At 43.7% G+C, this 26,993-nt stretch carries 15 protein-coding genes; 14 read left to right on the plus strand and 1 reads right to left on the minus strand.

The window, feature by feature from the left end:
* The first annotated feature begins 103 nt into the window (after positions 1-103).
* From JI65_RS03905 to JI65_RS03925, 5 genes are all read left to right on the plus strand, one after another.
* On the plus strand, positions 104-448 hold the full coding sequence (locus JI65_RS03905) for a hypothetical protein (protein ID WP_191014074.1): 345 nt from the start codon (positions 104-106) through the stop codon (positions 446-448).
* Positions 449-451: 3 nt separating this feature from the next.
* Positions 452-724 carry an HAD family hydrolase gene (locus JI65_RS03910; RefSeq protein ID WP_191014075.1) on the plus strand — a complete coding sequence of 91 codons (273 nt, stop codon included), beginning with the start codon at positions 452-454 and terminating at the stop codon, positions 722-724.
* 441 nt (positions 725-1,165) lie between these two features.
* Entirely contained in the window at positions 1,166-2,146 is a 981-nt protein-coding gene (locus JI65_RS03915) for an ankyrin repeat domain-containing protein (RefSeq protein WP_191014076.1), read from the plus strand.
* 553 nt (positions 2,147-2,699) lie between these two features.
* Positions 2,700-3,113 carry a hypothetical protein gene (locus JI65_RS03920; protein ID WP_191014077.1) on the plus strand — a complete coding sequence of 138 codons (414 nt, stop codon included), beginning with the start codon at positions 2,700-2,702 and terminating at the stop codon, positions 3,111-3,113.
* A gap of 334 nt (positions 3,114-3,447) precedes the next feature.
* Positions 3,448-4,032, plus strand: coding sequence for a type III toxin-antitoxin system ToxN/AbiQ family toxin (locus JI65_RS03925; protein WP_191014078.1), 585 nt, complete (start codon positions 3,448-3,450; stop codon positions 4,030-4,032).
* A gap of 197 nt (positions 4,033-4,229) precedes the next feature.
* On the opposite strand, the gene JI65_RS03930 is transcribed toward JI65_RS03925, so the two are convergent.
* Positions 4,230-5,075, minus strand: a complete 846-nt coding sequence (locus JI65_RS03930) for a DUF368 domain-containing protein (RefSeq protein ID WP_242457156.1) — start codon at positions 5,073-5,075, stop codon at positions 4,230-4,232.
* A 393-nt stretch (positions 5,076-5,468) separates the two neighbouring features.
* Between JI65_RS03930 and JI65_RS03935 the strand changes: the two genes are divergently transcribed.
* The 9 genes from JI65_RS03935 (at position 5,469) to fabZ (ending at position 26,081) form a co-directional block, all read left to right on the plus strand.
* Positions 5,469-5,789 carry a hypothetical protein gene (locus tag JI65_RS03935; RefSeq protein ID WP_191014080.1) on the plus strand — a complete coding sequence of 107 codons (321 nt, stop codon included), beginning with the start codon at positions 5,469-5,471 and terminating at the stop codon, positions 5,787-5,789.
* Positions 5,790-5,976: 187 nt separating this feature from the next.
* Entirely contained in the window at positions 5,977-13,323 is a 7,347-nt protein-coding gene (locus tag JI65_RS03940; protein ID WP_191014081.1) for a FlgD immunoglobulin-like domain containing protein, read from the plus strand.
* A gap of 305 nt (positions 13,324-13,628) precedes the next feature.
* Positions 13,629-16,928 (plus strand): hypothetical protein, encoded by a 3,300-nt coding sequence (locus JI65_RS03945; RefSeq protein WP_191014082.1) that lies wholly within the window; start codon positions 13,629-13,631, stop codon positions 16,926-16,928.
* 303 nt (positions 16,929-17,231) lie between these two features.
* A complete protein-coding gene (locus JI65_RS03950; RefSeq protein ID WP_191014083.1) occupies positions 17,232-19,109 on the plus strand; it encodes a tetratricopeptide repeat protein in 1,878 nt (625 codons plus the stop codon).
* A gap of 9 nt (positions 19,110-19,118) precedes the next feature.
* Positions 19,119-20,696, plus strand: coding sequence for a hypothetical protein (locus JI65_RS03955; RefSeq protein ID WP_191014084.1), 1,578 nt, complete (start codon positions 19,119-19,121; stop codon positions 20,694-20,696).
* Positions 20,697-20,880: 184 nt separating this feature from the next.
* Complete coding sequence (locus tag JI65_RS03960; protein WP_191014085.1) at positions 20,881-21,252, plus strand: hypothetical protein; 372 nt, start codon at positions 20,881-20,883, stop codon at positions 21,250-21,252.
* Positions 21,245-23,545, plus strand: a complete 2,301-nt coding sequence (locus JI65_RS03965) for an adenylate/guanylate cyclase domain-containing protein (protein WP_191014086.1) — start codon at positions 21,245-21,247, stop codon at positions 23,543-23,545. Before JI65_RS03960 ends, JI65_RS03965 begins: the two co-directional genes overlap by 8 nt.
* A 684-nt stretch (positions 23,546-24,229) precedes the next feature.
* On the plus strand, positions 24,230-25,474 hold the full coding sequence (fabF, locus tag JI65_RS03970) for a beta-ketoacyl-ACP synthase II (protein WP_191014087.1): 1,245 nt from the start codon (positions 24,230-24,232) through the stop codon (positions 25,472-25,474).
* Positions 25,475-25,649: 175 nt separating this feature from the next.
* Positions 25,650-26,081, plus strand: coding sequence for a 3-hydroxyacyl-ACP dehydratase FabZ (gene fabZ, locus JI65_RS03975; protein WP_191014088.1), 432 nt, complete (start codon positions 25,650-25,652; stop codon positions 26,079-26,081).
* Positions 26,082-26,993: the final 912 nt, after the last annotated feature.

Here is a 26,993-nt window from a genome sequence, read left to right on the forward strand (position 1 = left end):
TATAGTTTTATTAAGTTGTTCGAATGCCAGAGCGGTATGAAATTTGAGCGTCTATTGCAAACCTGCCGGATGCATAAAATATAAAAGTTTTAGGTGATAAATAATGAAAAGTATGTCTGATTTTCGTGATGTCTTACAGATTTCTAAAGTAACTCTTGAAGCGTGTTTGTTAGAATATCCAATTCATTCGTACAATAAGGACGTTCTAGTTGATACTGACAATTGCTATAGGGGTGTTGTTGAATGGAAAAATTGTTTAGGGGAAATGCTTGTAGAACAAGCCGATTATGCTCCATATAGATATCTTACATTCAATATCTTGCCAACTGATATAGATGAAGTTATTCCAATATTTGCTTGGAATGATTCCGATACAGACTCTTTAGAGTCGATAAAGGATAAAATAAAAGAGGGAGTCTGTTGTGCATTTGATTATAATCAAGAATAAGATTTGAACACGAACAAACGCGAGCCGTTGATTTTTTTGAAGAGCGCAGAAGTTTGCGGGGCAAAGAGCGAAGAAAGCCTTGTTTTTGAAGACGCGCTCCACTGCATTCGAACGGCAAAAAAAGCCCGGTTCAACGTGTGCGCAGTTTACGATGAAAGTAGCGAGGAAGTGACCGAGCCTCCAGAAAGTGACTGGAAACGAATCCTTTCTATTAGCGATTATTCCGTAAAAAGCCTAAAAGAAATTACGAGCGATATGGTAAGGGGCAACGGGTAATCCTTAAATTCTCCCGGAAACGGCGCTTTTTGTGGCGGGCTTTCCGGGGAAAATTAAGGATTGCGCTACATATAGCGTAGTTTTTGCTGTTCTAAAACCGCTCTGAATCAACTGACGAGTGTTTTTAGAATTTTTCAAAGGCGGAAGTTTTCCGCCGATAAAATTTTTTATGGAGGAGTTTAAATCCTGAGCAATTTGAAAAAGCTGCTGATGAATTAGGAGACTTTCAGTCTAAATTTGCTGACTTAGTAGAGCAAGAATATAAATTATCATCTGATGATATTCATATAGATACTTTTAATAGAACTATAATAAGATCTGATGGATCCAAGACTCTTTATGATTATGAAACAAAAGTTAATGTCTTTGCACATCTTTCAAATCCGAAAACTGGAGACGAGGTATTTATTTCAAATGTTTTCAAAATTACAGGAGATAAAAATGAATAAAAAATTTTATTTCGTTTTTTTAATAATTGGGTTCTTTTTTTGTTCATGTAGTCACAGACAGATGTTAATATTAAAAGCAGAAAAGAATTCTATAAATTTATTTAAGAATGAAGTAGAAAAAAAACTGGCTGATGCTGTAATAAAAGAAGATGTAAAAAGAATTCAGAAAATTATTGGCAAAAATCAATCTATAGTAAGAGACAGCTATAGTAAAGAATATTATTCTGTTCTGCATTTAGCTTCGTATTATGGAAAGGTAAAATCTGTTGAAGCGCTTCTTGAGCTTGGTTTTAATCCGGATGTAAAAAATATACAAGGAGAAACTCCTTTGTTTGAAGCTTCTGGCGTCGGGTTTATATTTTATGCCTATGATGAATCGCGAGATAATTTGGAACAAGTTATAAAGTTATTAATTAAACATGGAGCAGATGTAAATTGTCAGATAGAAAAATCAAACAATGGAACAGCTGTTTTGTCAGGAAGGACTCCTTTAATGAGATGCCTAGATACACTTTATCAGCCGAGACAATTGAATAAAATAAAAATCCTTTGTGATGAAGGAAATGCAGATATAAATATTAAAGCTGAAAATGGAGAAACAGCAGCCGCTATAGCTCTTGAAGAATGTTATCGTGATTTAATAGATTGGTATTTATTTGATCTTGATTATCTAAAAGATAAGAGTCTTACTTCGGCATATTATTTAATTGTTCAAAAACATGCTGACATAAGTGGAAGTTATTATTCCCGTTTGCATTATTCAGATAAACTTTTTGAAGTATCTCCTGTTTATATGCTCAGACTTCTTGTTTATCCGTTAGATTCAGAAATGCATAAAATTAAAATGGAAATAGTCAAAGAATTTAAACGACAAGGAATTGATTATTTTTCAGAACCTATTCCAGAACAAAGTTTAAAATTAGTAAAAAAGCTTTACCCGGATAATTGGGAAGAATATTTGAAGTTGTATTGATTTTAGATTATTTATTTTAAACAATAAAAACAAAAGAAATTCACTAGATTTTGCGTAAAACAGTATATATTTATAAAATGGGGTGCAAAATGCTAGCGACTGCAAAAGGACATTATAATGGTTCTCTCTTACAAGAGTTTCGATTAGAGGCTTGAATTCATCAAGTTTACTTTTTCTGACTGGCTTTTTTTGTTCCCGTGGCATTTGATTTAACCACGTTCTGATCATTCTGTCCGTTCTTCCTAATTGCTCAGCAATTTGCTTCTGAGTAAATCCCTGGGCTTGCAATTCATGCGCCTTTAGCATAAATTTCTCCATGAGGCTTGCTTCTCCTTTTTGTGTTGTTGTGCTAACAAACATTTTAAGGATTACAAGCCTCTTTTTATATGCCTAAAAGCGGAAATTTCTCGCCGGCATTTTTAGGAAGTTTAACACCGGCAACGACAACAGTTAAAACATTCTAATACATTATCATTTGAAGGTACTGAGCAAGGTCTAAAGAATGGCACTAAGGAAGAACAGGATATTTTGAAATATATAGAGGAGGTTCTTTATGGAAAATAAGAAGTTATTATATATATTTTTATGTTTGGCAGTTTCTTTTTGCTTTCTTTCATGTAACTACAAGGAAAGTTTTCAGAATAAGATTTTTGTTTATACTTGTAATTACACGGATTTACAACTTGAATTGCAAGTTGCATGGAAAAATGAAAAGTCTAGAACGATAATTGTTCCTGAAAAGAAACTGAAATGTGTGGGTTGTAAGTTTGGGAGTAAAGAGTTGCCTGATTCTGGTCAGGTAATGTTATTGCACAAAGGAAAATCTGTTGCAACTCGGTCGATAAAATTTCCTGGTGAAGGTCTATATTCGTATTGTGCTTACGGGGGACTTTATACTAGAGTAAATATTTTTCTGGATGAGAATGGTAATCCGTTTATGGAATTATGTTATGATTTGGAGCCGTGAGCAAGGGGAAAACTAATTTTGCACTTCATTTGCAAAAGATATGTTCAATACTTATGATAGGAAAATTTTTTCTTCAGAAGCAGTTGCTCTTTCCTAATGGTTAATAACAACTTTTATGAAATTTTGAACTATGAGCATGAAAATTTAATCTTGTTTTTTGCAAAACTGATTGGCGATGACGTAGAGAGCTAACACGCGTATTGACAGCAACGGTGGTTTGTTTTATATTCAAGTCAGAAGGTCTCCATTAACCTGCGGTTTGAATCCGTGAAGAGATGAAGATTAAAGAAAGGCTGCTTGTTCTTCAGGCAGCCTTAGTTTTTTTGAGGTAAAAATGTTCTCGCTGAAAAAGAATCTGAAATTCATCACCATTGACCAAAAATATTTGAAAACACTACACGATTCTTGCAGTGAGGTTTATTACAAGCCGTTCAGCTATGAGACAAAACCTTATATTGGAATACTTGTTGAGGAGAATGGTATTGAATATGTGATACCACTTTCTTCCGCAAAGGAAAAACACAAGGCATGGAAAAATGTGGATGCAGACCGTTTTCTGATATTCGAAAACTGTAAAAATGCGGTGGTTGGCACAAACGATATTTATGTAAAAAATGAGGATGGAACTTTCAAACATATTCTTTCAGTGTTGGACTTGAAGAAAATGATTCCTATAAAATCAGGGCTTTATTCTGAGGTTGATTTGAATCCGTCAAACAAAGATTCTGAGCTAGAGAAAAAGTATAAAGTTCTTTTGAATATTGAATATACATTTTGCTTGAAAATTATCGATTCAGTGGTTCAAAAAGCAACTAAGCTTTACGAAAAGCAGATTTCTACAGGAAAAATCTTAAAATTCTGTTGTGACTTCAAACAGCTCGAAGCAAAATGCAAAGCCTATGAACTAAAATCGGTGTAATTTCAACTTTTTAGAACTTCCCCAAAATCGCGATTTGTCGGAAGCCCCAAAAATCCACTTTTCCCTGGAAAGCCCGCCACAAAAAGCGCCTTTTCTTATGAATATGGATGGCCGAATCGTAATTATTTCATTCCGAGCGAGTTTCGGAATCTCAGATTTAGAACTTCGTTCGGAATGTAAGCCTGAATATTTTTAGCTCACTCGCCGCGGGAAGAAAAATATGCCGCGGCAAAGCCTAGTACGAGCGTTGCTGCAGAAATCAAAATGACGGTGAGCGAGGCAAAACCCGGATAGATTAAGACGACCGAGCCTGCAATCAGACCGAGAATTGCCGCGTAGGTGTACGACGGAATCTTCGCCATCAAAAAACGGACGAGAGCTGCCCCAAAAATCAGCCCTGCAACAACCCCCAGACCGAACGGAATTAAAAGCGGAATGTTCAGCGTGCTGATTGCAAGCATAATCGTTCCGTACATGCCGAGCGCCAAAAGAAGGAAAGAGCCTGAAATCCCTGGAATTATCATAGCGACCGCGGCGGCGGCGCCTGCCAAAAACAGGAGCGAGCAAGTCTTAAAATCAAGCGAAATCTGCGTGGTCTGTGCGAGGGATTTTGCGCTTTCTTTTGCCGAATCCATGTCTGCGGAGCCAAAAATCATCATGCAGAGAACCATTGCAAGGCCAATAAAAAAACTCAGTGCAAGAAAGAACCAATATTTTGCGGGCGCGCTGTTTTTTGATTCAGATTTTGATGAACGGATTTTTCTGATTATTAGCGGAATGCTTCCCAAAATCAGGCCGATAAAAAAATACTTCGTTGGAACAGGAAATTTACCGAGAAGTGCGGTGATTATTTTGCTGAACGCCAGCACTCCTACGGCCATGCCAAGTACGAGCGGGAACCAGAATGCCCACGAGCGTATGATTTTCTTGATATCCGGCGAAATTAAACCAATAATCCTGTCATAAACATTGAATACGACAGCCATCGTGCCGCCCGAAACGCCGGGAATTACGTTGGCAATGCCAAGTACAATGCCTTTCATAAATAGTTTGATGTATTCCATTCCGAAAATATATCATTTTAAGGCTCGTCTAAAAAGACCCGCTTGTATTTTGCATAATAAGGTTCACTGTCGAGTTTTTACAAAGCCTGTCATTCCGAACTTGATTCGGAATCTTTTCCGGCATTGCGGGGGGCGTAGATACTGAAGCAAGGCGACCGCGAAAACGACACTGTGTTCTCCTCTCATGGAGAAAACTCGACATTCGATCTAAACAGCACTTTTCTGAACGTATTGCGTCTTATCTGCGTCAAAAATTGTTCGCGTGATATTTTTGGAGAGTTTTTTGTGGTCGCCAAATAAAAATAATGAAAAATGTCTTAAAAAAAAGGTTAGGCTCTTAAAAAAAATTTAATTTTATCCGAAAATAGGGATATGAATAAAAGTTTGGATTTGTCAGAATTGTTTAAAAAGGTTTATGATGTTGTCCTTGAGGCAACAAAAGGCTCATTAGCTCCGATTGCCTATATTAGTGTTCGTCTTGGAAACGGCTTCCCTTTTTCTGATAATGAAATCCATTCTCATTTTAAAGAACTCAAATGGAATTCATTGATTTCTGCCGCTGATTTAACTATCGTGCATGATTCCGGGCTGACTTCTGATGTTATAAAAATCGAGGAAATTTCCGAATTTATGGACGATGAAGGAAATTGCAAAGTTTATAGAGATTTTCCAAATAGCTCCATCAAATTCTAAAAATTTATGCTAAACTCTAATAAAACCGATATCTAAAAGATAGGGATATATTCGGAATCTTTGAAGAGCTTGGTTTTTCGAAGTGACTCTGAAAAAAGCGATGTTTTTAGGTGCCCATTTTTTATTCCGACTGCAACATATCGGGAAAACTCTATCTTTCCGGAATGCAGGGCCCGGAGGGCGTTCATTGGAGTTTAATACGAAAACTTTTAACAAATTAGAAACACAAAAAATCATTCGAAATCGTTTTGATTCTCTTTTTAAGCCAGCCTTTATTTTTTTGCTCGCAATTTATTTTTGTTTTAAAGCTGCAATTCCACTTTCGGCTGCTACGTTCTACTGGGTCGGCGGCGCCAGTGGCGAGTGGGGGACTGCGAGTAACTGGTCAACCACGGAAGGTGGAGCTGGGGGAAGTGTAGTGCCTGGGGGAAGTGACACGGTTGTGTTCACGAAGGATGTTACGATTGAGGATGCCGTGCAAGATGGTGGTGGCAAATCTGGTGTCGGGCAGATTGAAGCAGAAAACGCAAATCTTATATTTTCATCAGATATTTATGTTCGCGGGCGAACCTTAAAAGTAAATTCTTTGCAGGTTGCTGGTGATTGCCAATATCTTTCCAATGCTGCGAATGTCGAAACGTCGGGAAATCAAGTTTATTCGAGTAATGTTAGTGTTCGCGGATATTCTGCGTCTGGCAATGATTCTGATAGAAAACTGACTTTTAAATCAACGGCTGGAACCATAACTTTTGCGAGTACGGTAGCAAGTTGGAATGACGTGCATATTCCAAACGTTGAGATAGATGGAAACGTTGTTTTTGAAGGGGCTGTTGGTGGAACTTCTGGATTTGGTTCACTGTCGGTTTCTGGTGTTGCCGTTATAAAAACTTCCGTAAAAACTGTTTCTTCGTATGGCTCGGAAACTGGCACTGGTGCCCAAACTTACTCAGGTGCGCTCACTCTTGCGGGAGACGTTTCGATTACGGCGGACACTGTTTCTTTTGGAAGCACCGTGGACAGCGACAGCGATACGACGGCAAGGTCACTTGCAATAACCGGAAATGCTGAATTTTCCGGCGCGGTTGGCGGAACGAATCTTCTTTCTTCACTTTCGGTTACAGGCACGACGACGACATCCACTGATGTTTCTTTTAATGCTGGTAGCGGAACTCTCACTTTTACAGGGGCTTTTTCGGGAAGCGCAACGATAAATTCTCCGGCTGTGTTCAGCGCGGGAAATACCTTTACAAACTTGACTGTCGGTAGCGGAACGCAGACTTTCGACATAACAATTACCTTTGCCGGCGGAACGACGCAGACGGTAAGCGGCACGCTTTCCTGCAAAGGAACTTCCGCACATTACGTGACGCTCACTTCGGGCGGAACGTGGACGTATTCAGGAGCGGCGAGCGCGGGCAATTTTGACTACACATATATAGAAAATTCCGCCGCTTCCATGGCTTTGAGCATTACGCCGTCAACAAAACATCTTTCAGAAAAAACGGCTGCTTCCACAACGAACTGGTTCGCTTTCAAATATTATTGGATTGGCGCGGCAAGCACTTCCTGGAGCGAGCCGACGAACTGGGCGATTGACGAAGACGGGACGATTCCTTTGGAGAGCGACGAGAACGCCCCGAGCAGCACTGACGGAATGAGCGAGATTACGATTCTAAAAGGTGTGTCGAAAACGGCAAGCCCTTACATGCTGACTTTTTCGGCGGACGCGAGCATAAAATCCCTTACCGTGAACGAGAATGCGACCGTGGATTTTGCGGACAAAAACCTGACTTGCAGCGAAACTATCCATAATTCCGGAACCATTCGAATTTCTGGACATATCCTGCTGAATTTCAGTTCCTATCCGGATAATTCGGCTGACTCGACGATTGAATATTACAAAGGTTCTGTTGATGAATTTGATGCAATTTACGGCGTAGCCGGATACAACAATCTTTCCGTGACCGGCGTCAAGGTAAAATTCTTGCAGTCTTCCGGCGGGGCTAGCCAAAGTGTTGCTGTCGGTACGAATCTTACAGTCTCTGAAGGCGGAAGCATAGATTCCGCTGAACTTTCCGTTACTGGAACGACTTCATTTTCAGGCGATTCTTCCGTTACGACGACCGGAGCACAAAACTATGCCGGAAACGTAGATTTTGGTTCTGGCGAAGTGACTCTTACTGCCGAAGATTCTTTGTCAACTTTTTCTGAAATCAAATTTGGAAATTCCGTAACAGGCTCTGGAAAACTGAAGTTGAACGGCATTGCAGCTTCTTCTGGCGGTACGCTTTCATTCTCAACATCATCGTCTGCTTCTTCGGCGGCGGAGGTCGATTTTGAGCAGGGCTTTGCGAGCGGCGTGGACGTGGCGTTTCAATGCTCGGCGACAATAAAATCCTCAAACTCTTTCGCTTCGCTTTCGGTGGGAGACGGAAGCCAGAATTTTCCGATAGAAGTCCAGTTCGAGGCGGGCAAGACGCAGACGATTGGCTCGATTTCCTCAAGCGGAGCCAGCTCGACGAACACCGTTCAGCTCAAATCCACGACGGACGGCTCTGAATGGAAAGCCTGCTTTTCTTCGATTCCGTCTGATTCTGATTTTTCATACACGATTGTGCGCGACTCCCATTCCGTCGATTCAAGCGGCACTGACAATGATTTGAATTTGATTCCCTCGGCGACGACTGTACTCGACTGGCAGCCGAGCAATTTGACGTGCGCATGCTGGTTTTCATACAAATATTATTGGACCGGCGCGGTAGATTCGAACTGGGAGAATGCAGCAAACTGGTCTTGCAGCGACGCAGACGGAGCCGCGGCGGCTCCGGGCTATCCTGCGTTCACCGGCGGAACGAGCGAAATTACGGTTCTGAAGGGCAGCTCAACGACGGCAAGCCCGTACATCCTTACGCTTACGGACAATGTGAACATAAAATCTTTTACGGTGAACGAGAATGCGACCGTGGATTTTGCGACCTATGATTTTACGGCGACTTCCACCGGCACAAATCCTCTTGTAAATAATGGGACTGTCCGTATCGGCGGTAATGTGACCGTAACTGCGGCTTCCGTAGAAAACGGGGATGATTCTGCGGTCGAATATTACGGTTCTTCCTTGACGCAGCTTGGCTGGGGAAGTTCTTACCAGAATCTTGAATTTAGCGCCGGCGCGAGTTGCGCTTCTTCTACGGCAATGACAGTTTCCGGCACGCTGAAAATTTATAACGGCGACGGAAACGAGATTTCCCTTGCCGGCGCGAACGTCTTTTCGAATCCTGTGGAGATTGGCTCTTCGGTAGATTCGCTCGTACAAGCCGGAAACGTCACTTTGAACGCGGCTTCGGGCTTGGAAATCGCTTCCGGGGCAAATTGCACTTCGCTTGACGTAAAATGCGGTGCGACATTGGGCAGCGTGGAGTCAACTGGAACTGGCACAAGCCAGCTTTACGAAGGGGCGGTCACTCTTTCTGAAAACTCAAGTTTTACAGGCGTGAACGGAACTCTCGTGCATTTTAAGAAACCTGTTACCGGCGGAAGCAAATCCCTTACCGTGAGCGGGTCGAATGTCGAGTTTGACGCTGACGTTTCGGGCACTTCTACGATTTTGGTTGAAAACGGAACGACGACGCTTGCAAAGTCCGCTGGAACGCAGAATATTTCTTCGAGCGGGGCGCAGGTTTATGGCGGTGCGGTGCTCTTGAGCGGAGCGGGAGAAAAATCTCTTTCGGCGAGCAACGGCGATGTGGCTCTTCATGGCGTTACCGACTCCGGCACGAACAAGTTTACGGTGACGGCGGTGAGCTTTATCAACTTGTACGCGGAAAATTACACGACGAATGGAATACAGACGTACAAGAGCGACGTAAAGCTGCTTGCTGATTCATCATCATCTTCTGGAACATGGTCTGCTGGCGGCACTGTAATTACCTGCTCTAAAAATCTTTACATGGATTTCGGCTCTGTCTCAATGATTTTAGACTCCAACCTGTCCGCTAAAAATATTTACTTTTACTGCGGAAATCTTACAGTTTCGTCGGGAAAAACTCTTTCGACAACGGACGACTTTGCCGTTTGGGGCTCGAATTACAATGCTACAGACCCGCGTTTCTCGACTTCGAACACGCGATTTGCTTTTTACGGGGCTGATTCACTTTCGTATCTAAAGACTTCTGGATTTTCAGCTTCGTTTTCGGCTACAGGCGCAACGCTCTCGGCCGGACAGAATTTTTATTTGAACGGTGCGGATTTGTCTGGCTGTGCGTTGACAGTTCCTGACAATTCATCTTCCCATCCGGTTTTCAATTCCACGGGCGCGGTCACACAAAAACAGTGGGGAAGTCCTTACGCTGTTTGTCTGAATTCAACTGTTACGAATGTGACCGTTTCTGACGGATGGCTTACGGCGGGCGGAACGGACAGCGAGACTTCCGGCGCGACTCAGGGCTGCACTGATGGCGGCGGAAACTCGAACGTTCAGTTTGACGTGCCGCACATTAAAAAAGCTTACTCCGTTTCTGACAACGTGCTTTACGTTGAATTCGACATGAAAATCGAAAATTCCAACGGCGAGATTGCAGAAAATCTTTTGAACGTAAAATATTCAGGCGGTTCGACTGCTTTTGCGGGCGTTTACACGACCGCGGCTTGTACGACGGCCCTTTCGTCGTCAGCTGGCGACGTAACTTCTTTCTATTTAAAGGCTTCTTCGGCAGGCAAGTGGAATACGGACGCTACGGGAACTTCTTTGGGGTCGGACGATTCGACTGACCGGAGCGGAACCCATCGCGAGCTAAAAACAGACCTTACATTTTTGGAGGGTGTTTTTACCGCGGCAAACGGACACACGATGTGCCGAAACTACAACGCTGGTCTTGAAAACGGCTCAAAGCCTGATGCCTACACTTTGACGGAAGATAAGGCAAAGCCTGTTCTTATAAAGACTTACATTGGACAGGAAGAGCACAAGGCATCTGGCAGCCAGGAAATGTTTGATTCTCACAACTTTATTGAATTCGTTTACTCGGAACCGGTTAACGTTGGCTCGCTAGCTTACGACGGCGGGGACGTGAACGTTCAGGCTACAAGTACGCTTGGCGCAATAAAAAATAATTCTTCCGGCTTTACGGTGGCTTCTCTTGGAACGTTTGCCTCTGGCTCGGTTTTGGCTGGCATAAAAACTCTGGGCGCGTCTGGAGCGTGGTCGGGAACTTTGAGCGAGGCGGAACCTCACTCCCTGTACAGAAAGTTTTCGACGACGGTTGGAGGCACTTCTCAAAATCAGCCTTGCCGCGTGCGAGTTTCTGTTGCGGGCTTTGTTGACGAGTCTTCGCCGGTTGTAGTTAACGGAACGAGCTTTAACAATTGGGTAGGCTATATTGACAGCGCGGAAAGCCCGGCTCTCGGTTCTCTCGTTACTCCGGTGGCTTCTTCGTTGGTCGTTGATTTGGCGGGCAATGCAATTGACGCTTCCGTAAAGCCAAATCTTAATGCGGCTTCGGACGGGCTTTACGGCTCTTGGGACGTTAGTGGCCCGATTTTTGCTCCGTTCATAAAAAACAAGAGCGAATGGGATTCTTGGTTCTCAAGCGGAGACTCGGAATATTACGAAATAATCGGTTCGGTTGAATCAAATTCAAGCGCATATCTTGAACGAATCGAATTCCATCTTTTTGACAACGCAAAAGACCAATATTCCAGCCGATACTGGCTTGTCGCAAGCGGCTGGTGGAATGGCTCTTCTCTCGAAAGCGATGCTCCTGAATCTTTGGGCGGCTCAAAGCCTTTTGACTCTACGAATGCGACCGTGGGCGGAATCAGACGGTCTAGCCTTGACGGCGCGGCTTCTGCATTCACTTATGAAATCCTAAAAAGTTCGCTCGGAACGCGCACTTTTGGAAGTGGCACGATTACTCAAAACGTAAAGAGCGCGCTTTTTAGGCACGTTGACAAAAACTCAACTCAGACCGAGGACGACGGACTTTATTTTGGAATTCCGCTGAACGCATCGGATGCAGCTCTTCCAATGCGCACCACCTTTAATATCAGCTTTTCGTCGGAAAACAGTTTTATTACCGACCTTGCAGGAAATCGCATCAAAGAAGATTTGACGATGAAGTCCGTGGACGTAACTCCTCCGTCAATTTCAATGACTCTTTCGCCGATTGGCGACGGAAAAATCTACGTTGTGTTCAACAAGGCTTTGTCGTACGGCGGCTCTTATCTTAGAGAAATTTCTTCTAATGCCACTTTGTATTCTGACTTCCGCGAAAAATTCTGCTCGGAATTCTTCCTTACGAGCGACTCCCCGGACGAAGTTGCTTCTCCTTCCGATTCGGGAATTGCCATTACGGACGTTGAGATAAAAGGCGGCAGCGATGATTTTACCGCTCTGCTTTTGACGCTTGACCATTCTGTAACTCTTGACGACGTAGAAAAAATGTATTTGATGATAAAATACAACGAGGATTCTGAGCATTACAGGGAAAATCTTTTTGGTGTGTCCGGATATTATTCGCTCGTTCAGGATTATCTCGGAAACTCAATCGATTATCCGTCTTGCCATGCAATCAGCGATTTTGCCCTCAATGCCGTGAACGTGATTTATGCGTATGCCGACGAAAGCTCGAACGAAAACTGGCATGGAAACGGAAGTGAAGGGGAGTCTTCGGATTCTTATGACTATATTGCCCGTGATTTTAGTGCAAATGCTGGAAATTACGGACGCTTGCGAATTGGACGCGACGTTGTGCTCCAGGTTCAGTTTGTGGGCGGAAAAGATGATTCTGGCTACTTTGTTCCGGTTAACGGCGAGACGATTTGTTTGCAGGCAGACAAAAAAGCCAATCTTTCCTCGTCAATGGTGAGCAATATTTACAACGAACAGACCGGAAGTTCATGGAGAATCTGGCTTCCGACCGCACTTACTTCGCTTGCAAGCTCTCCTTCGGGTTCTGCGGCGAATTTTGCGGCCGAGTCGTGCGAAAGTGCGGGTGACGACGATTCACTTTTGTGGAATTTCAGGCTTGAGAATTCAAAATACAATTTTGCCGTTGGCGATGAGCTACAGTTTGTTTTTGAGGTGAAGGATTCTGCTGGCTCTGCCATTACGATTGACCACGACGGAGACAGCTCCACAGACCGAGTTCCGCTCTACGCGCTTTGGATGCCGTCTTCCACAATGAATTCTGGCGACTATTCCTTCGCGGATTTGTGGTCGCTTTCGTTCAGCGACGTAAAATCTCAGCGCGGGGGAGTTTCGATTCTGAACAATGTAATCGATGTGAATTCAAAAGAGTCTGCCATAATTCAGGTTGAACTTCCTGCTGCCGGAAATTTGAACGTGTACGTAATGACTTTGGACGGAAACATTGTCCGACAGCTTTCTAAGGGCCGTGTAAATGCCGGCACGCACACTTTTAAATGGAACGGCACCAACAAAAACGGAAAGTCCGTAGCCCGCGGCATGTACTTTGTTCGCGTAACAGGTTCCGGAATCGACGAAACGCGAAAAGTAATGTGCGTTCGCGAACGGTAAGGGAGGTGACTGTCGGTTAGCGGACACGGATGAACACGGATGAACGCAGATGGGACACAGATAAAGTGGAAAGATGAAAAGTGAAATTGCCCGGTGGTTGAGCGTAGTCGAAGCATGGATTCCGAATCAAGTTCGGAATGACATAATTTCGTTGGAAATGCACAATTCGGCAGCTCTCTGCGGCGATTCGTGCGTACTGCGTTCAAAATCGAAAAAACTTTAATTATCCTTTAAAGATTAAAAAAGCGTGTTATAATTTTAAATACTCTAACTACTTGCCATTTTGAATTAGAGGAGACCGTGATATGAAAAAAATACGCTCAATTTCGCATTACGCATTAATATTTACTATACTTTTGTTTTTTGGGGGGCTACTAGTCTCGTGCGATAATTTTTTGCAGACTGGTGATTTTAAGGAACAGCTGGAAAACGATATTGCATACGCAAAGGCTGCTTCATACGAGATTCGTGTTGAATGCGATTCTGCGGAAGGTCAGATTACAACAGGAACGCTTGTTTCAAAGAAAGTGAGCGACGAATTTTCCGTGGAATTCAAGAGTGGTGGTGACACTCAGTTCATTGGCTGGCGTGCGTATTCAAGGACCGATAGCGGAGCGCTTGAGCCGCTTTCGTCTGACTTTATTGAATTCCTTTCGTTCAACACAGAAAGCGACGACGGAATCTACGGTGCAAAAGTCCGATTCAAAAAGGCTGCCAAGAACATCTGCATCCGTCCGTACTGCATTTCGGTTGCGTTCTTTCCGCCATACAACCCGGCGGGCTACGAGCAGGACACGACCGTGCGAATCTCGTTCAACACGCCGGTTTCAGAGGAAAGCTTCGGCGATTTTTCGTGCATTTCGTTTTCTTGCGGCGGCTCCGACATTTCAAACCGCTACGGAACGCCATATTTTTCTGCTGATTCAAAGACACTGTTTATACCGACGGACAAATCCAAACGAATTCTTGATGCTACTTCATCGCAGGACTATGCCGATGTTACTGCCCGTCTGGATTTTAGGAACGTCACCGACAAAAACGGAACTCGGCTTACCTACAACGGAACCTACGATTTTCGCGTGAACAAAAATGTTGACAACGTTGCACCGAAATTCGAATTCCTCAGAATCGCAAAGACAAAGGAAGATGCCGTGAACGGCACGAACCTGGTCACTTTTGAGGATTTTACGAATTATGCATCTGGAAGTACTGCCAGTGACGGCGTACTGAACCATCACGTAAAATCCGTGTGGATTTATGTAAAAGCCACCGACGAAGGAAGCGGAATCTCAGCTTTTACTGTAAAGGAAAAACTCATCAGACAGAAAGATTCAACAGTCATTTCGTTACCGACTCTCTATCAGACTCAGTTCCAGAATGAGTCTGGTTCTTTGAATTTTGAGAGCATTTTTGAATATACTTTCAAGGGAATTGATGACGGCGTTGTGAACCTTGCTTTTTCTGTGAAAGATATGGCCGATAACAATACGGATTTTGACAAAACCTCGGATTTGATAAAAGACACAAACTGCCCTCTTCGGCTTTTGGGAATCGATAAGAATCTAAAAATCAGCAGCTCAACAGCTGTGACTTACAATATTGCGCTGTTACAGCTTGCTGTCGACTCTTTAGGTAACGGTAATGACGAAGTTTTGAATACAGACTTTATAACTGACATGGCAGGAGGAAAGTATAAAAAATCACTGAATCCGACTGACGGCGACAAGTATACGGAAAAAATTACGATTGTTTCGGCAGAATACAGCTACGACAACGAAAATTTTACTTCTATTCCTGAGGAAAACATAACTATTAAATATGGCGTTGAATATGTTGTATTAACCTCAATGGAAGGCGATTTCGTTTATATACAGTTTACGGCGGACAAAACAAAGGACGTGTATTTAAGGGTGACCGCAAAGGATTCTGTCGGAAATACGGGAACGGAAACTCTTTTCTACAACAAGGCGATAAATATAATCGCCTGTAAAAAAGATTCCGACAAACTGACTTTTACGCTTGATTCCGCACTGACGGACATCAGCGATAAAAATATCGGTATTTCTGGATTAGCTGAAGCAAACATTCTGGGTGTGAGCCTTTATGTCGAATATACTGATTCAAACGGAAATATAGAAAAATCAGAAGCTATGGACAATTGGGTGTCTAATCCATCAACCGTTGTTGAATTTACTAAAATCAAATTCGGCGGAAACAACCATAATATTTCAAATCTTCCGGCTGGAACTTATAAATTTTACTGCATTGCAGCGACAGCTTTTCTTGTTTTTCCTCTTTCGTCTTCGTACTGCGGCGAGCATTTTACGTTTGACCCAAGCCAGTCAGCCTCGACTGCAATGCCGGAAGAGACCTCTTTGCCAGCAGGTTTCCTCGTTAAAACTGACACCCCTGTCTTGAATTCAGGAAAAAGAAACCTTCAGGTAGCGTTAGTTTTTGGAACACTAAGCGGAAAGAGATATAGCCGAAACTCTAACTATACTTATCTTGTGAATTATTATCATGCTAAGACTTCAAAAGCAGATGCGTATGACGGATATGCGACGGTGCCAGAGAGCTCAAACAGCACAGAAATTTCTCTTCCGTGCCATTATTGCAGCTGGAATTTTGAAGTCGTTGTTATAAATAAAAACGGAAATAAGAGAACTTCAAACACGAAGACAGTTGATTTGTCTTATGACACCGTTTCACCGACGTTTACCAGTGGGCATAATACCTCATACTCAAGTTCCAATGCGACGGTGCTCCAAACTAATATATTTAAGGACGAAGGTGATGGGCTTTACACAGATTCAAACGGAATGGTGCCGGTAAGATATTTGTATTCATACACCAATGCCACATTGGGCGGAATCAAAATCGACTGGGATTCCCCGGAAATTATGACAACTTATTACAAATCCGGGGATAACTATTGTGAGTTTCCGTTCGACGGAACTAGTGGAAAATATCTGTACATGCAGATAAGGGACAAAAACGGAAATACTAGAGAACAGATATACACGGCACCGGAATGTGCCGGAAAAGGAAGTCTTACCTATTCAGGCTCTTCATTTAAGCTTTCCTGCCCGAACACACTGGCAGAAATGGAGATGTACCTGAAGGCCCAATATGTCTCTGACGGTAAATGGGTAGCCACTTCGAGCACTAGCTCTATGACACGCTCAGACGACGGAACGAGTTTTTCTGCAAATCCAACATTTACTTCTACGGAAAAAGAGTCTTTTGTAAGACTTTTGGCTCACAGGAACCAATATGCATGTTATTATCCTATCTACATTTATCCTGGAAAATACACGGCTTCAAATTTCTCGTGCAGTCTAAAAGGATATACGCAAGCCTCGCAGGGACCGATTATTTACGCTGACAAGCCTGTTCTTGCGCATACGTTCTATTGTTCTAAAAATCTTGGTAATTCGGCGGAAGAATGGCTCTACAACGGAATCGAAACTGGAGTCGTTCAGAAAATCGGCACGTTCACGTATACTTCAGACAATCTTTCAGGCGTTCCTGTCGGAAAATATTATACAACTGTAATTCATTATGCCGACGGCACGCTGGAAATGACAGGAGTAAAACAAAAGTAGGCTTGTTTGTAATGGAATGACGGTTTTGGGTTTGAATGACACAATTCACGTCATAATCGTCATGCTGAACTTGTTTCAGCATCTGCACAAAAACTGTGCGCGGAGATTCCGAATCAAGTTCGGAATGACCATTTTTGTCACCTCGAGCGTAGTCGAGAGGTCTACAATCTACAGATTCCTCTAGATGTCTCGACTTCGCTCGACATGACAAAGTTATACACTTAGCATGACAAAGTTATACACTCGGCAGGCTGAACTTTTAAGTTCAGTTTGCAAATTATAAAAAATTTGGAGCTGAAAAAAATGAAAAAAGTTTTTGCTGCGATTACAATTGCGTTTGCTCTTGCTTTTAATGCCTTTTCTCTTGATTTTGCGTTCAGAATTACTCCGAATATGGTTTTTCCGCGCGATGAGGAACTCGGAAGCGGTTTTGGCGGCGTACTGAACGCGGACGTTGATTTGTTCAATCTTTTTACGGTCGGAATTGAGGGCGGATATTCTTCTGTTAAGCAAAAAAGTCTCGAAAAGAATTTTAACATTTTTATGGGCGGCGCTAGTGCAGGAGTTTACTATTATCCGTTGAGCCGGCTTTACGTGAGCGCGAACGGCTCCTACGGAATCTACAAGGCAGAGATTGACTCTCCGAGCGTCGTGGATTCTGGTAGTGGCTCTTATTGGCGTGCGTTCTTTGAGGCAGGCTTTAGGTTCAATCCGTCCATAATTTTTAATGCCGTTGGGGGGTACGAAAAATTTTCGCTTGACGGTGATGATTTTATTTCGACTCCTTTTGCGGGGCTTAGCGCAAAGTTTAATTTTTCTTTCGGCAAAAAATCTTCGTCTTCATCTGCTTTTATGGTCACTTTCGAGCAGGACGCACCTGTTTACCCGGTGTTCGCAAACCTTTACAAGCAGGCTCAGATGGGGCTTGCGACTGTTCGGAACATGAGCGGAGCAGAGGCTCGCGACGTTCACGTAAGCTTTAGGGCCGGAAAGTACACTTCCGCCGCTAAAGAGTGTGCTTCGGTTTCGGTGCTGAACCGGTACAAAAGTCTTGAAGTTCCTGTAATGGCAGATTTTAGTCAGGAATTCCTTCGTTTTAGCGAAGACGGAAAAATCAATGGAGAACTTGTAATTTCGTACAAATATCTTGGAAAGCAGGTTACGGAAGTTCAGAACATTGTGATTGACGTTCTTCACAGAAACAGTTTTTCTTGGCTCGACAGTGCAGCTCTCGCAAGTTTTGTTGACACTGGCTGCCCTGAGATTCTGGAAGTTTCAAAATACATTGCTGGGGCCGAAATCATCAATTTAAAGCCTGGGCTTAACAGTCCGTTTCAATATGCCGCTGCGATTATGGAAGGATTGCGACTTGGCGGAATTGTTTATTCTGAAGACACGCTCACGCCTTACACAAAATTCCGTAATGGTGAGGAGACTGATTCGGTTCAGTTCCCGTTGCAGACTCTCTCTTTGATGAGCGGCGACTACGATGACATTGGAATTCTCGTTTGCTCGTGTCTGGAAAGTTTTGGAATCGGAACGGGATTCGCGGCCTTAAACGATGACTTTATCGTTCTTGTTGACACGGGAATCGCCCCGGAGAAAAAGACGAATCAATTTGCAGACGAGGACGTTGTTTCTGATGAAAACACGACTTGGCTCGCTCTGAGCATGAAAAACTTTTCAAAAGGATTCACCGAGTCTCGTCTGAGCGGGGCTAAGAGACTTAATGCGGCTCTCAAAAATCAGGAAGATTCCGAAGATTCTGAGATTCTCGTGAACGTTCATGCGGCTTGGGAGTTTTATCCGCCGGTAACGTTCACGGGCTACAAGGGAGCATACAAAAATCCCCCGAAGGATTCGATTGTAAAAGCCGTAAACGATGCGACTTCCTACTATATTAATCACGATTTGGCTTCGTTAATCAAAAAATTCCGAAAGAATGGCGACACAAAACGTCTTGCGGACTGCTACGTTCGTGCAGGAATGTACAACGAGGCATTGGCGGAGTACCAAAAAGTGGGCACCGTAGCTGCTTACAACAATATGGGCATGATTTACGTTTCACAAAAAAATTATCGGTCTGCCCGTGCAATGTACGAAAAGGCACTTTCAAAAAGTCCGGAGAATGCGACGGCTCTTGCTGGTCTTAAAAAAATAAAGGCACTTTCAGGCGAGTAGGAGAGCAGAATGAAAAAATGGCATTTTCCTGCATCGATTTTTGTTTTTCTCTTCGTGGTTGCTTCAAAACCCTTTGCCGTTGATTTTGAACTTTCGCTCATGCCAGATTTTGACATTCATACGGTGGGCGTTTTTGACAATTTTTTTACGGGTACGGCTTCGCTTGATTTTTATCCGCTCACGGTTCGCGGGCGGGACAAAATCGGTTTTTCGCTGCAGGGCGGACTCACCGGCATTAAGGCCCTTACTTTGAGCGCAACGCCACTTTACCACGGCAGCGGAGCTTTTTCGTATCTTTGCCGCTTTCACGACCGCTGGGGAGCGGGTGCTCAGGCTTATCTCGGATTCTGGGAGTTTCCCAAAGTTGCAGAGAAAAACACTCTGGCTCAGAGCGGAATTCTTGCGGGTGGAAGAATTTTTGGTGAATTTTATGTGCTTCCAGAAGTCAAAGCCGGTGCGTTCGTCGGCTACAATGATTTTATTTCTGACGGCGAGAGTTTTGCTAAAAAAATTGATTTGGGGGTAAAGTTCACTTACAGTTTTTCCCGGGGAATTTTTTCTAAATCAAGCGTGGAGCTTGACGAAAAAGAAACTCAGGACATCTTTCCGGTTTTCTACAGCTTTTACAACGAAAGTCCGTTCGGAACGCTTGTATTTTTTAACGGCGAGTCGAACAAAATCACCGACGTAAAAGTTTCGGTTCTTATCCCCGAATACATGACGCTTCCTAAAGTCTGCGCGAACATTCCTCTGGTTGATCGAAACGAAAGTTTTGAAGCGAATCTTACGGCATTCATAAATGAGACGATTTTGAATTCGCTCATGGCGCACAAAACTCCGTGCAAAATCATCGTTTCCTATCGCTCGCTTGGACGCACAGTTAAGAACGAGTATTTTCTTGACGTTAACGCGCTGAACCGCAACGCGATGAGCTGGGACGACGACCGAAAGGCCGCTGCGTTTGTAAGTAGTCACGACGGGGCTGCGAATAAAATTTCCAAGATGGCAAAATCGCTGATTCTTAAAAATCCTACTGGTGACTACACGAAGAACATTAGCTACGCCCGCGGAATTTTTGCTGCTCTTAAAGCCTACGGAATCAGCTATGTAAAAGACCCTACGAGTCCTTTTACTTCGGGGCTTAGCTCTGATATTGACTTCTTGCAGTTTCCTTACCAGACGCTTTTGTATTCTGGCGGCGACTGCGACGACCTTTCGATTCTGAATTGTGCTTTGTTCGAGTCTATCGGAATTGAGACGGCCTTCATCACGATTCCGGGGCACATTTTTATGGCTTTTGATTCTGGTGTTTCCAAAGACGAGGCAGCTGGCGTTCTAAAAGACGGCAGGTACATAATTCAGGACGAAAAAGTCTGGATTCCGCTTGAAGTAACTGTTTGTCAGGAGAATTTTGAAACTGAGCGGTCTGCAGGATACAACCAATGGAAGACTGCCAGCAAAAAAGGCGAGGCTGCTTTGTACCCGATTCACGAGGCATGGAAACTTTACAAGGCGGTTAGCGTTCCAGAATCCGACGCGGACATAGACCTTCCGCCACTCGAAAAGGTCTTAAAATATTTGAAATAACGGTGGGTGAACTTGCGGTTGCTGAGCTTGTCGAAGCATCGAAACCACCTCTTGTAGCGTTGTTGGGCATTCTGAACTTGATTCGGAATTTATAACTTTCTGGCACGGAGTTTTTTCTGTGTCCTATCACCGTTTATCTGTGTTCATCTGTGTCAAATTTTATTGACAAGACAAGGAGGAAAATATGAAAAAATCATTTGTACTTGCGGGGCTTCTTTTTGCGGCTTCAAGTTTTTTGGTTGTGGCAAAGGATTACGAGGTTAAGAGCGTTTCCGGCAAAGTGACTTATTCCGAGGCTGGAAAAAGCAAGTCTAGCCCGGTAAAGACTGGCATTACAGTTACGGACGAGACTGTTATTACGCTCGGAACTAACTCCAAGCTCGTTCTGAGTGCTGACGGAAAAGATATTACGCTTCGCACTCCAAAAAAAGCCACTGTCGCGGAGCTGATTGCTGCAAAACAGGGAATTTCGGGCACCGCCAAAAAAGGCAAGGGAACGGCTACGGCTTCTTCTCGTGCGTCTGACGTAATGGCAGAAGGGGAGCTTGATGACTAAAAGAAAGACCTTTTCGTTCCTGATTCCGTTTTTGTGCGTGGGGGCGTCTTCTTTGTTCTTGTTTACGAGCATCGAGGCAAAATTTTCTGACCTTTTTCAGCGAAGTTTGCCCCCGACACAGCTTCGGAGCGACGTTGTGATGGTCGGAATCGATGACTTTGCGATTGAACAGATTGGCTCTTTTCCGTTCACGCGCGACGTGTACGCGGACTGTATTTCTGTAATGGAAGAAATGGGGGCTGAGTCAATCGTGTTCGATTTGAGTTTTCTTGACAGCGCAAAAGCGAGCGTAAATGATGATTTTGAGCCTTTCTGGCCCGACGAGGTGATGGAAGAGTCTCTTAAAAAATCTACAACGACGTACCTCAATTTTACGTTCGACTACGAGACCCAAATTGAAAAGGACTCGCTTTCGTTGATGAACGAAAAGGGGCTTTTAAAAAATCTTGAAGTCAAAAACGACAGTACGACTCAGGAATATACGGGAGCTGTTTCTACGATTCCGAATTTTATGCAGCACGCAAAAGGCGCAGGATTCGTGAACGCGGCTCCCGACGGTGACAATTATTACCGACGCGTGAATCCTCTTGCAAAATTCGACGGAAAATATTACGCGCAGCTTACATTGCCAGCGATTCTGAACCGCTTAAAAAATCCAAAAGTGGTTGTAGAAAGTAAAAAAATCACTTTGGAAAATGCGGTTTTCCCAGACGGAACAAAAAAAGACATTGTGATTCCTCGCGGAAACGACGGAAAAGTGATTCTAAAATATCCGAACAAGCTTTTTAACGACTACAATTATCTTTCAATCGGCGATATTTACCGTGTTTCGCTTTTAAGAATGTACATGGCGGAAGACGGTGAAGACGCTTACCTCGAAGAATACACGAAACTCTGTGAGTCTCTAAAAAAACGGCTTTCCTCTGCGATTTGCGTGGTCGGAACCTGTGCCACGAGCACTTCGGATTACGGCGTTAATCAGTACGAGGCGCAGTATCCGCTTCCGGGAGTTCACTACACGCTCTTGAATCAGGTTTTGAACGGTGATTTTGTTGGAGAAATGCCCGCCTGGATTTCGGTTCTGTACGCAATCGTCTTTGGAATCCTTATAATTCTCGTTACGAATGCTTTTAAATCGACTGGATACAAAATCTTTTACGGATTTTTGTTAATCTGTCTTTCGCTTGGAATTCAGCTTGTTTATTATAGGGCGACGAGAATCTACATTGGCGAGACGGTTCCGCTTATTTCGTCGATTCTCGTGTACATTTCTACAATCGTAATCGGATTTTTGAGTGCTTCAAAAGACAAAAAATTCATTACGAATGCGTTCAGCCAGTGTCTTTCAAAAGATGTCGTAAATCAGATTGTGGCTCACCCGGAAAGTTTTAAGCTCGGTGGCGAGAATCTTGAGATGACTGCGATTTTTACGGACATTCAGAAGTTTTCTTCATTCAGCGAACTTCTTACGGCAAGTCAGCTTGTGGCTCTCCTTAATTTTTATCTTACAAAAATGAGCGACATTATAATGGCTGAAGGCGGCACAATCGACAAATACGAGGGCGACGCGATTATTGCCCTTGTTGGCGCGCCGCTAAAGATGGCTGACCACGCGAAACGCGCCGTAAAAGCTGCTCTTACGATGAAGGCTGTAGAAAAAACGATGAATGAGCAGATAAAAAAGGTTGTCGCTGAACCGAAGCCGGAACTTATGGACGCGAATCTTTATTCGGCGTTCAAAATCATGGTGGAGAACAAAAAAGAAATCTTTACGCGAATCGGCATTAATTCCGGCGAGATGATTGCCGGCTACATGGGAAGCGAGAACAAAAAGAATTACACGATGATGGGAAACAACGTTAACCTTGCAAGCCGACTTGAAGGCGTTAACAAGCACTATTCCACGTTTGGAATTCTTGTGAGCGAGGCTACTTTTAGACAGCTCGGTGAAGAAATAGTGTGCCGAAGGCTCGACAAAGTTCAGGTCGTGAACGTGAATACTCCTCTCACTCTTTATGAGCCACTTTCGACAAAAGAAAATGCCACAGCCGATTTGATTCTGTACACCGAAAACTGGGAAAAAGCGATGCGTCTTTTTGATGAAGCGCAATACGTTGATTCCTGCGAACTTTTTAAAAAACTTTCCGGCGAAAATCCGGCCGACAAGGTTGCAAAATACTACATCAAGTTGATTGAACAATTCTTCTTGCAAGGAAAAGTTCCGTTGGAAGAAGATGATTTTGGCGTAGTGTACAATGCCGAACTGAAGTGCTTCAGGCTGTTAAGTAAATAAGGGCGCGGTAAAGTTGACTTTGAGAAAATAGATGAACTTCACCGCGCCCCGCAAGATTTTCGAGGAAAATCTTGCGCTTCACTTTTAAAAGTGTTGACGCGGTAAAGTTGGCTTTGGGAGTTAAGATAAACTTCACCGCGCCCCACGAGATTTTCTAGGAAAATCTCGTGCTTCAGTTTTAAAGTGTTGACGTGGTAAGGTTAACTTTTAGAGTTAAGATGAACTACACCGCGCCCCACGAGATTTTCGAGGAAAATCTTGCGCTTCACTTTTAAAAGTGTTGACGCGGTAAGGTTAACTTTTAGAGTTTAGATGAACTACACCGCGCCCCGCAAGATTTTCGAGGAAAATCTTGCAAGCTGGAGGTGAACTTGAAGGTGCTTTGAAGATGCCGCGACAAGCACGGCGGCATCTTCAAGGTTGTGTTTTATTGCTCGCGCAGCGCGAGCAATTTTTGTTGCAAAGGTTGACTTCACCGCGCCCCACGAGATTTTCAGAGAAAAAACTTGCGGGAAACGCACGAGTGAACTTTTAGGTTATAAGTGAACTTGCAGCGTTTCCGTAGGCTTGATTAAAAAATAATTCTCCTATAAGATTTTTAATCGAGAATGACAAAAAATCAAAAAATGTCATTTTGCGGTCGTTTTGCGAAAAAACATTTTACAGATATATTAGGAGAATCTTATGCGAAGAGTAGTTGTAACAGGACTTGGATGTATTTCACCGTTGGGAAATTCAGTTGATGCGACTTGGGCAGGAATTAAAGCTGGAAAAAGCGGAATCAACACAATCACACATTATGACAATACCAATTTCAAAGTAAAATATGCTGCGGAAGTTAAGGATTTTAAGGCTTCTGATTACATGGATTCATCTGCTGCACGAAAAATGGCTTTGTACACGCAGTATGCCGTTGCCGCTGCAAAAATGGCTTTGGAAGATTCTGATTTGCTCGGAAAGGCTGACGTTCTTGAGGACGCTGCTGTTTACCTCGGAGTCGGAATCGGTGGTCTCGAAGTTACAGAGAACACTATGAAAGCTTATTTTGACTCTAACCAGACTCGAATGTCTCCGATGACAATTCCAATGCTTATTCCGAACGAAGGTGCAGGAAACATTTCTATGGCATTCGGCTTGCACGGAGCTACACACACAATCGCAACTGCATGTGCTTCTGGAACAGACGCAATTGGTAACGCATTCGACCAGGTTCGCTCTGGACGCTATGACGTAATTTTGGCAGGTGGTGCTGAGTCAACACAGTGTGGTTACGCTAACCTCGGATTCAACATGCTTCACGCGCTCTCTAGCGGTTACGCAGACGACCCAACAAAATCAAGCCGACCTTTCGACAAAAAACGCGACGGATTCGTAATGGGCGAAGGCTCAACAATCCTCGTTCTTGAGGAATATGAGCACGCAAAAGCTCGCGGTGCAAAAATTTACGCAGAGGTTGCAGGATACGGCGCTTCTTCTGACGGCTACCATCTTACAGCTCCAAACCCGGACGGAGTTTGCGGTGCAAAATGTATGACAGTTGCAATGAAAGATGCTGGCGTAAAACCTGAGGAAGTTACATACTACAACGCTCACGGAACTTCAACAAAATTGAATGATTCTGGCGAGACAAAAATGCTCCACATCGCTTTTGGCGACGCAGCTCCAAAATTGCACATTTCTTCTACAAAATCAATGACAGGCCACTGTCTCGGAAACGCAGGTTCTCTTGAGGCTATGATTTGTGTTAAGGCAATTCAGGATTCATACATTCCTGCTACAATCAACTTGGACGAAGTTGACGTTGAAGGTGGCTGTGACTTGGATTACACACCGAACAAGGGTCTTGATATGCCAGTAAACGTTGCGATGAGCGCAAACTTCGGTTTTGGCGGTCACAACGGCTGCTTGGTATTCAAAAAGGTAAACTAACTGGCTTCTGTCCAAAGTGGCTCCCATCGGGAACCTGTTAAAAAGTCGCGGTTGAAGCCCTTCGGGACGCTTCGCTCTTCAAAACGACTTTTCCCCAGAACTCCGATTCCGCCCTTTTGGACAAATGCGTTTAATCATATTTTGAATACCAGACATTTACATAGAGGAGAGTAATATGGAAGCATTTACAGATATTGAGAGTTTGTTGCCACACAGAAAGCCATTTTTGTTCGTTGACACAATCGAGTCTTACAACGATGAAGGCTGTGTTTGCACGAGAAAATTTACGGACGAGGATTTTTTCTTCAAAGGTCACTTTCCAGAATACCCGGTTGTTCCTGGCGTAATTTTGATTGAGACAATGGCTCAGGGCGGCGGAGCTGCGTTGAGTTTGCAGAAAAAATTCGATGAGGGAAGTTTGTTCTTCCTCGCGACTGTTAACAACGTAAAATTCAAGCATCAGGTTCGACCGGGCGATATTGTTCGCATGGAAGTTACGAACAAGCGCGTTACCAAAAACATGGTCGTTCAGTCTGGCAAAGCCTTCGTTGGCGAAACATTATGTGCCCAGGCTGAATGGATGTGTCTTGTCGGAAAAGGCAACTAATCCGCAGTAAAAAAATTGTGCCCAGGCCGAGTGGACACTGTCATTCGCGTGAGCGAATTGTTTATATTTCCTTTCAGTGCGAGGCGGCATTGCCGCCTCATGTGTTTAGTAGGTAAGGGAAACTAATCAGTCTGATAGTTGCTCTGTGCTTCGAGCGCGGAAACTGATAAATTTTTAATTGAAGATGGCGGTCTTTTGAGGCCGCCTTTTTTTATGCATAGATGGAAAAATTGTCACACGGATTTGTGATTGCTAACGCAATCACTGGGGAAGTGAGCTGTTCAGAAAAACAATACGTTCGTGAGCTGCCTAGTACGACTCAAAGCCATACGTGAGGTGGTGCGCGAATGTGCAAGTTGACTTTCGGAATTGACACAGATGGACACAGATGAACTCTGATGAGACACAGATAAAGTGAAAATGGAAAGATGAAAAACGACGTTTGCACGGTGGTTTCGATGCTTCGACTTCGCTCAGCAACCGCAAGATCAATAACCGAATACGTTCGTGAGTTGCCTGGTACGACTCAAAGCAAAATATGCGAGGTGGGGTGTGAATGTGCAAGTTGACTTCTCCCTCCCAAAGTTGCTCGCGATGCGCTGAGCAACAAAACCAAACCTCACACTCGACGCCGTGCTTGTCGCGGCGAGTGTGAAGCCTATGCAAAGTGACCCGCCAAAGCGCGAGTTTTCGTCAGAAAACTTGCGGGAAACGCTAAAAATCAACTTAAAATCTCAAAGTCAACTTTCCGCGTTTCCAAAAACGCTAAAAATCAACCTGAAGTCTCAAAGTCAACTTTCCGCGTTTCCATTTAAATTGTTTTTCAGTGTAGATTAATAATTTTTTATAACATTTCTTATATAATTTCGCAAAGAAAAGAAAAAATTGCGGAAACGGCATTTCTTTCTATTC

The organism is Treponema zioleckii, assembly GCF_014737315.1.
Taxonomy (GTDB): domain Bacteria; phylum Spirochaetota; class Spirochaetia; order Treponematales; family Treponemataceae; genus Treponema_D; species Treponema_D zioleckii.

Excerpts from the sequence above, each read along its gene's own strand:
- fabZ (WP_191014088.1), top strand. The coding sequence starts at position 25,650 with ATGGAAGCATTTACAGATATTGAGAGTTTGTTGCCACACAGAAAGCCA.
- JI65_RS03930 (WP_242457156.1), bottom strand. The coding sequence starts at position 5,075 with ATGAAAGGCATTGTACTTGGCATTGCCAACGTAATTCCCGGCGTTTCG.
- JI65_RS03925 (WP_191014078.1), top strand. The coding sequence starts at position 3,448 with ATGTTCTCGCTGAAAAAGAATCTGAAATTCATCACCATTGACCAAAAA.
- JI65_RS03945 (WP_191014082.1), top strand. The coding sequence starts at position 13,629 with ATGAAAAAAATACGCTCAATTTCGCATTACGCATTAATATTTACTATA.
- JI65_RS03905 (WP_191014074.1), top strand. The coding sequence starts at position 104 with ATGAAAAGTATGTCTGATTTTCGTGATGTCTTACAGATTTCTAAAGTA.
- JI65_RS03915 (WP_191014076.1), top strand. The coding sequence starts at position 1,166 with ATGAATAAAAAATTTTATTTCGTTTTTTTAATAATTGGGTTCTTTTTT.
- JI65_RS03955 (WP_191014084.1), top strand. The coding sequence starts at position 19,119 with ATGAAAAAATGGCATTTTCCTGCATCGATTTTTGTTTTTCTCTTCGTG.
- JI65_RS03920 (WP_191014077.1), top strand. The coding sequence starts at position 2,700 with ATGGAAAATAAGAAGTTATTATATATATTTTTATGTTTGGCAGTTTCT.
- JI65_RS03965 (WP_191014086.1), top strand. The coding sequence starts at position 21,245 with ATGACTAAAAGAAAGACCTTTTCGTTCCTGATTCCGTTTTTGTGCGTG.
- JI65_RS03935 (WP_191014080.1), top strand. The coding sequence starts at position 5,469 with ATGAATAAAAGTTTGGATTTGTCAGAATTGTTTAAAAAGGTTTATGAT.
- fabF (WP_191014087.1), top strand. The coding sequence starts at position 24,230 with ATGCGAAGAGTAGTTGTAACAGGACTTGGATGTATTTCACCGTTGGGA.
- JI65_RS03950 (WP_191014083.1), top strand. The coding sequence starts at position 17,232 with ATGAAAAAAGTTTTTGCTGCGATTACAATTGCGTTTGCTCTTGCTTTT.
- JI65_RS03960 (WP_191014085.1), top strand. The coding sequence starts at position 20,881 with ATGAAAAAATCATTTGTACTTGCGGGGCTTCTTTTTGCGGCTTCAAGT.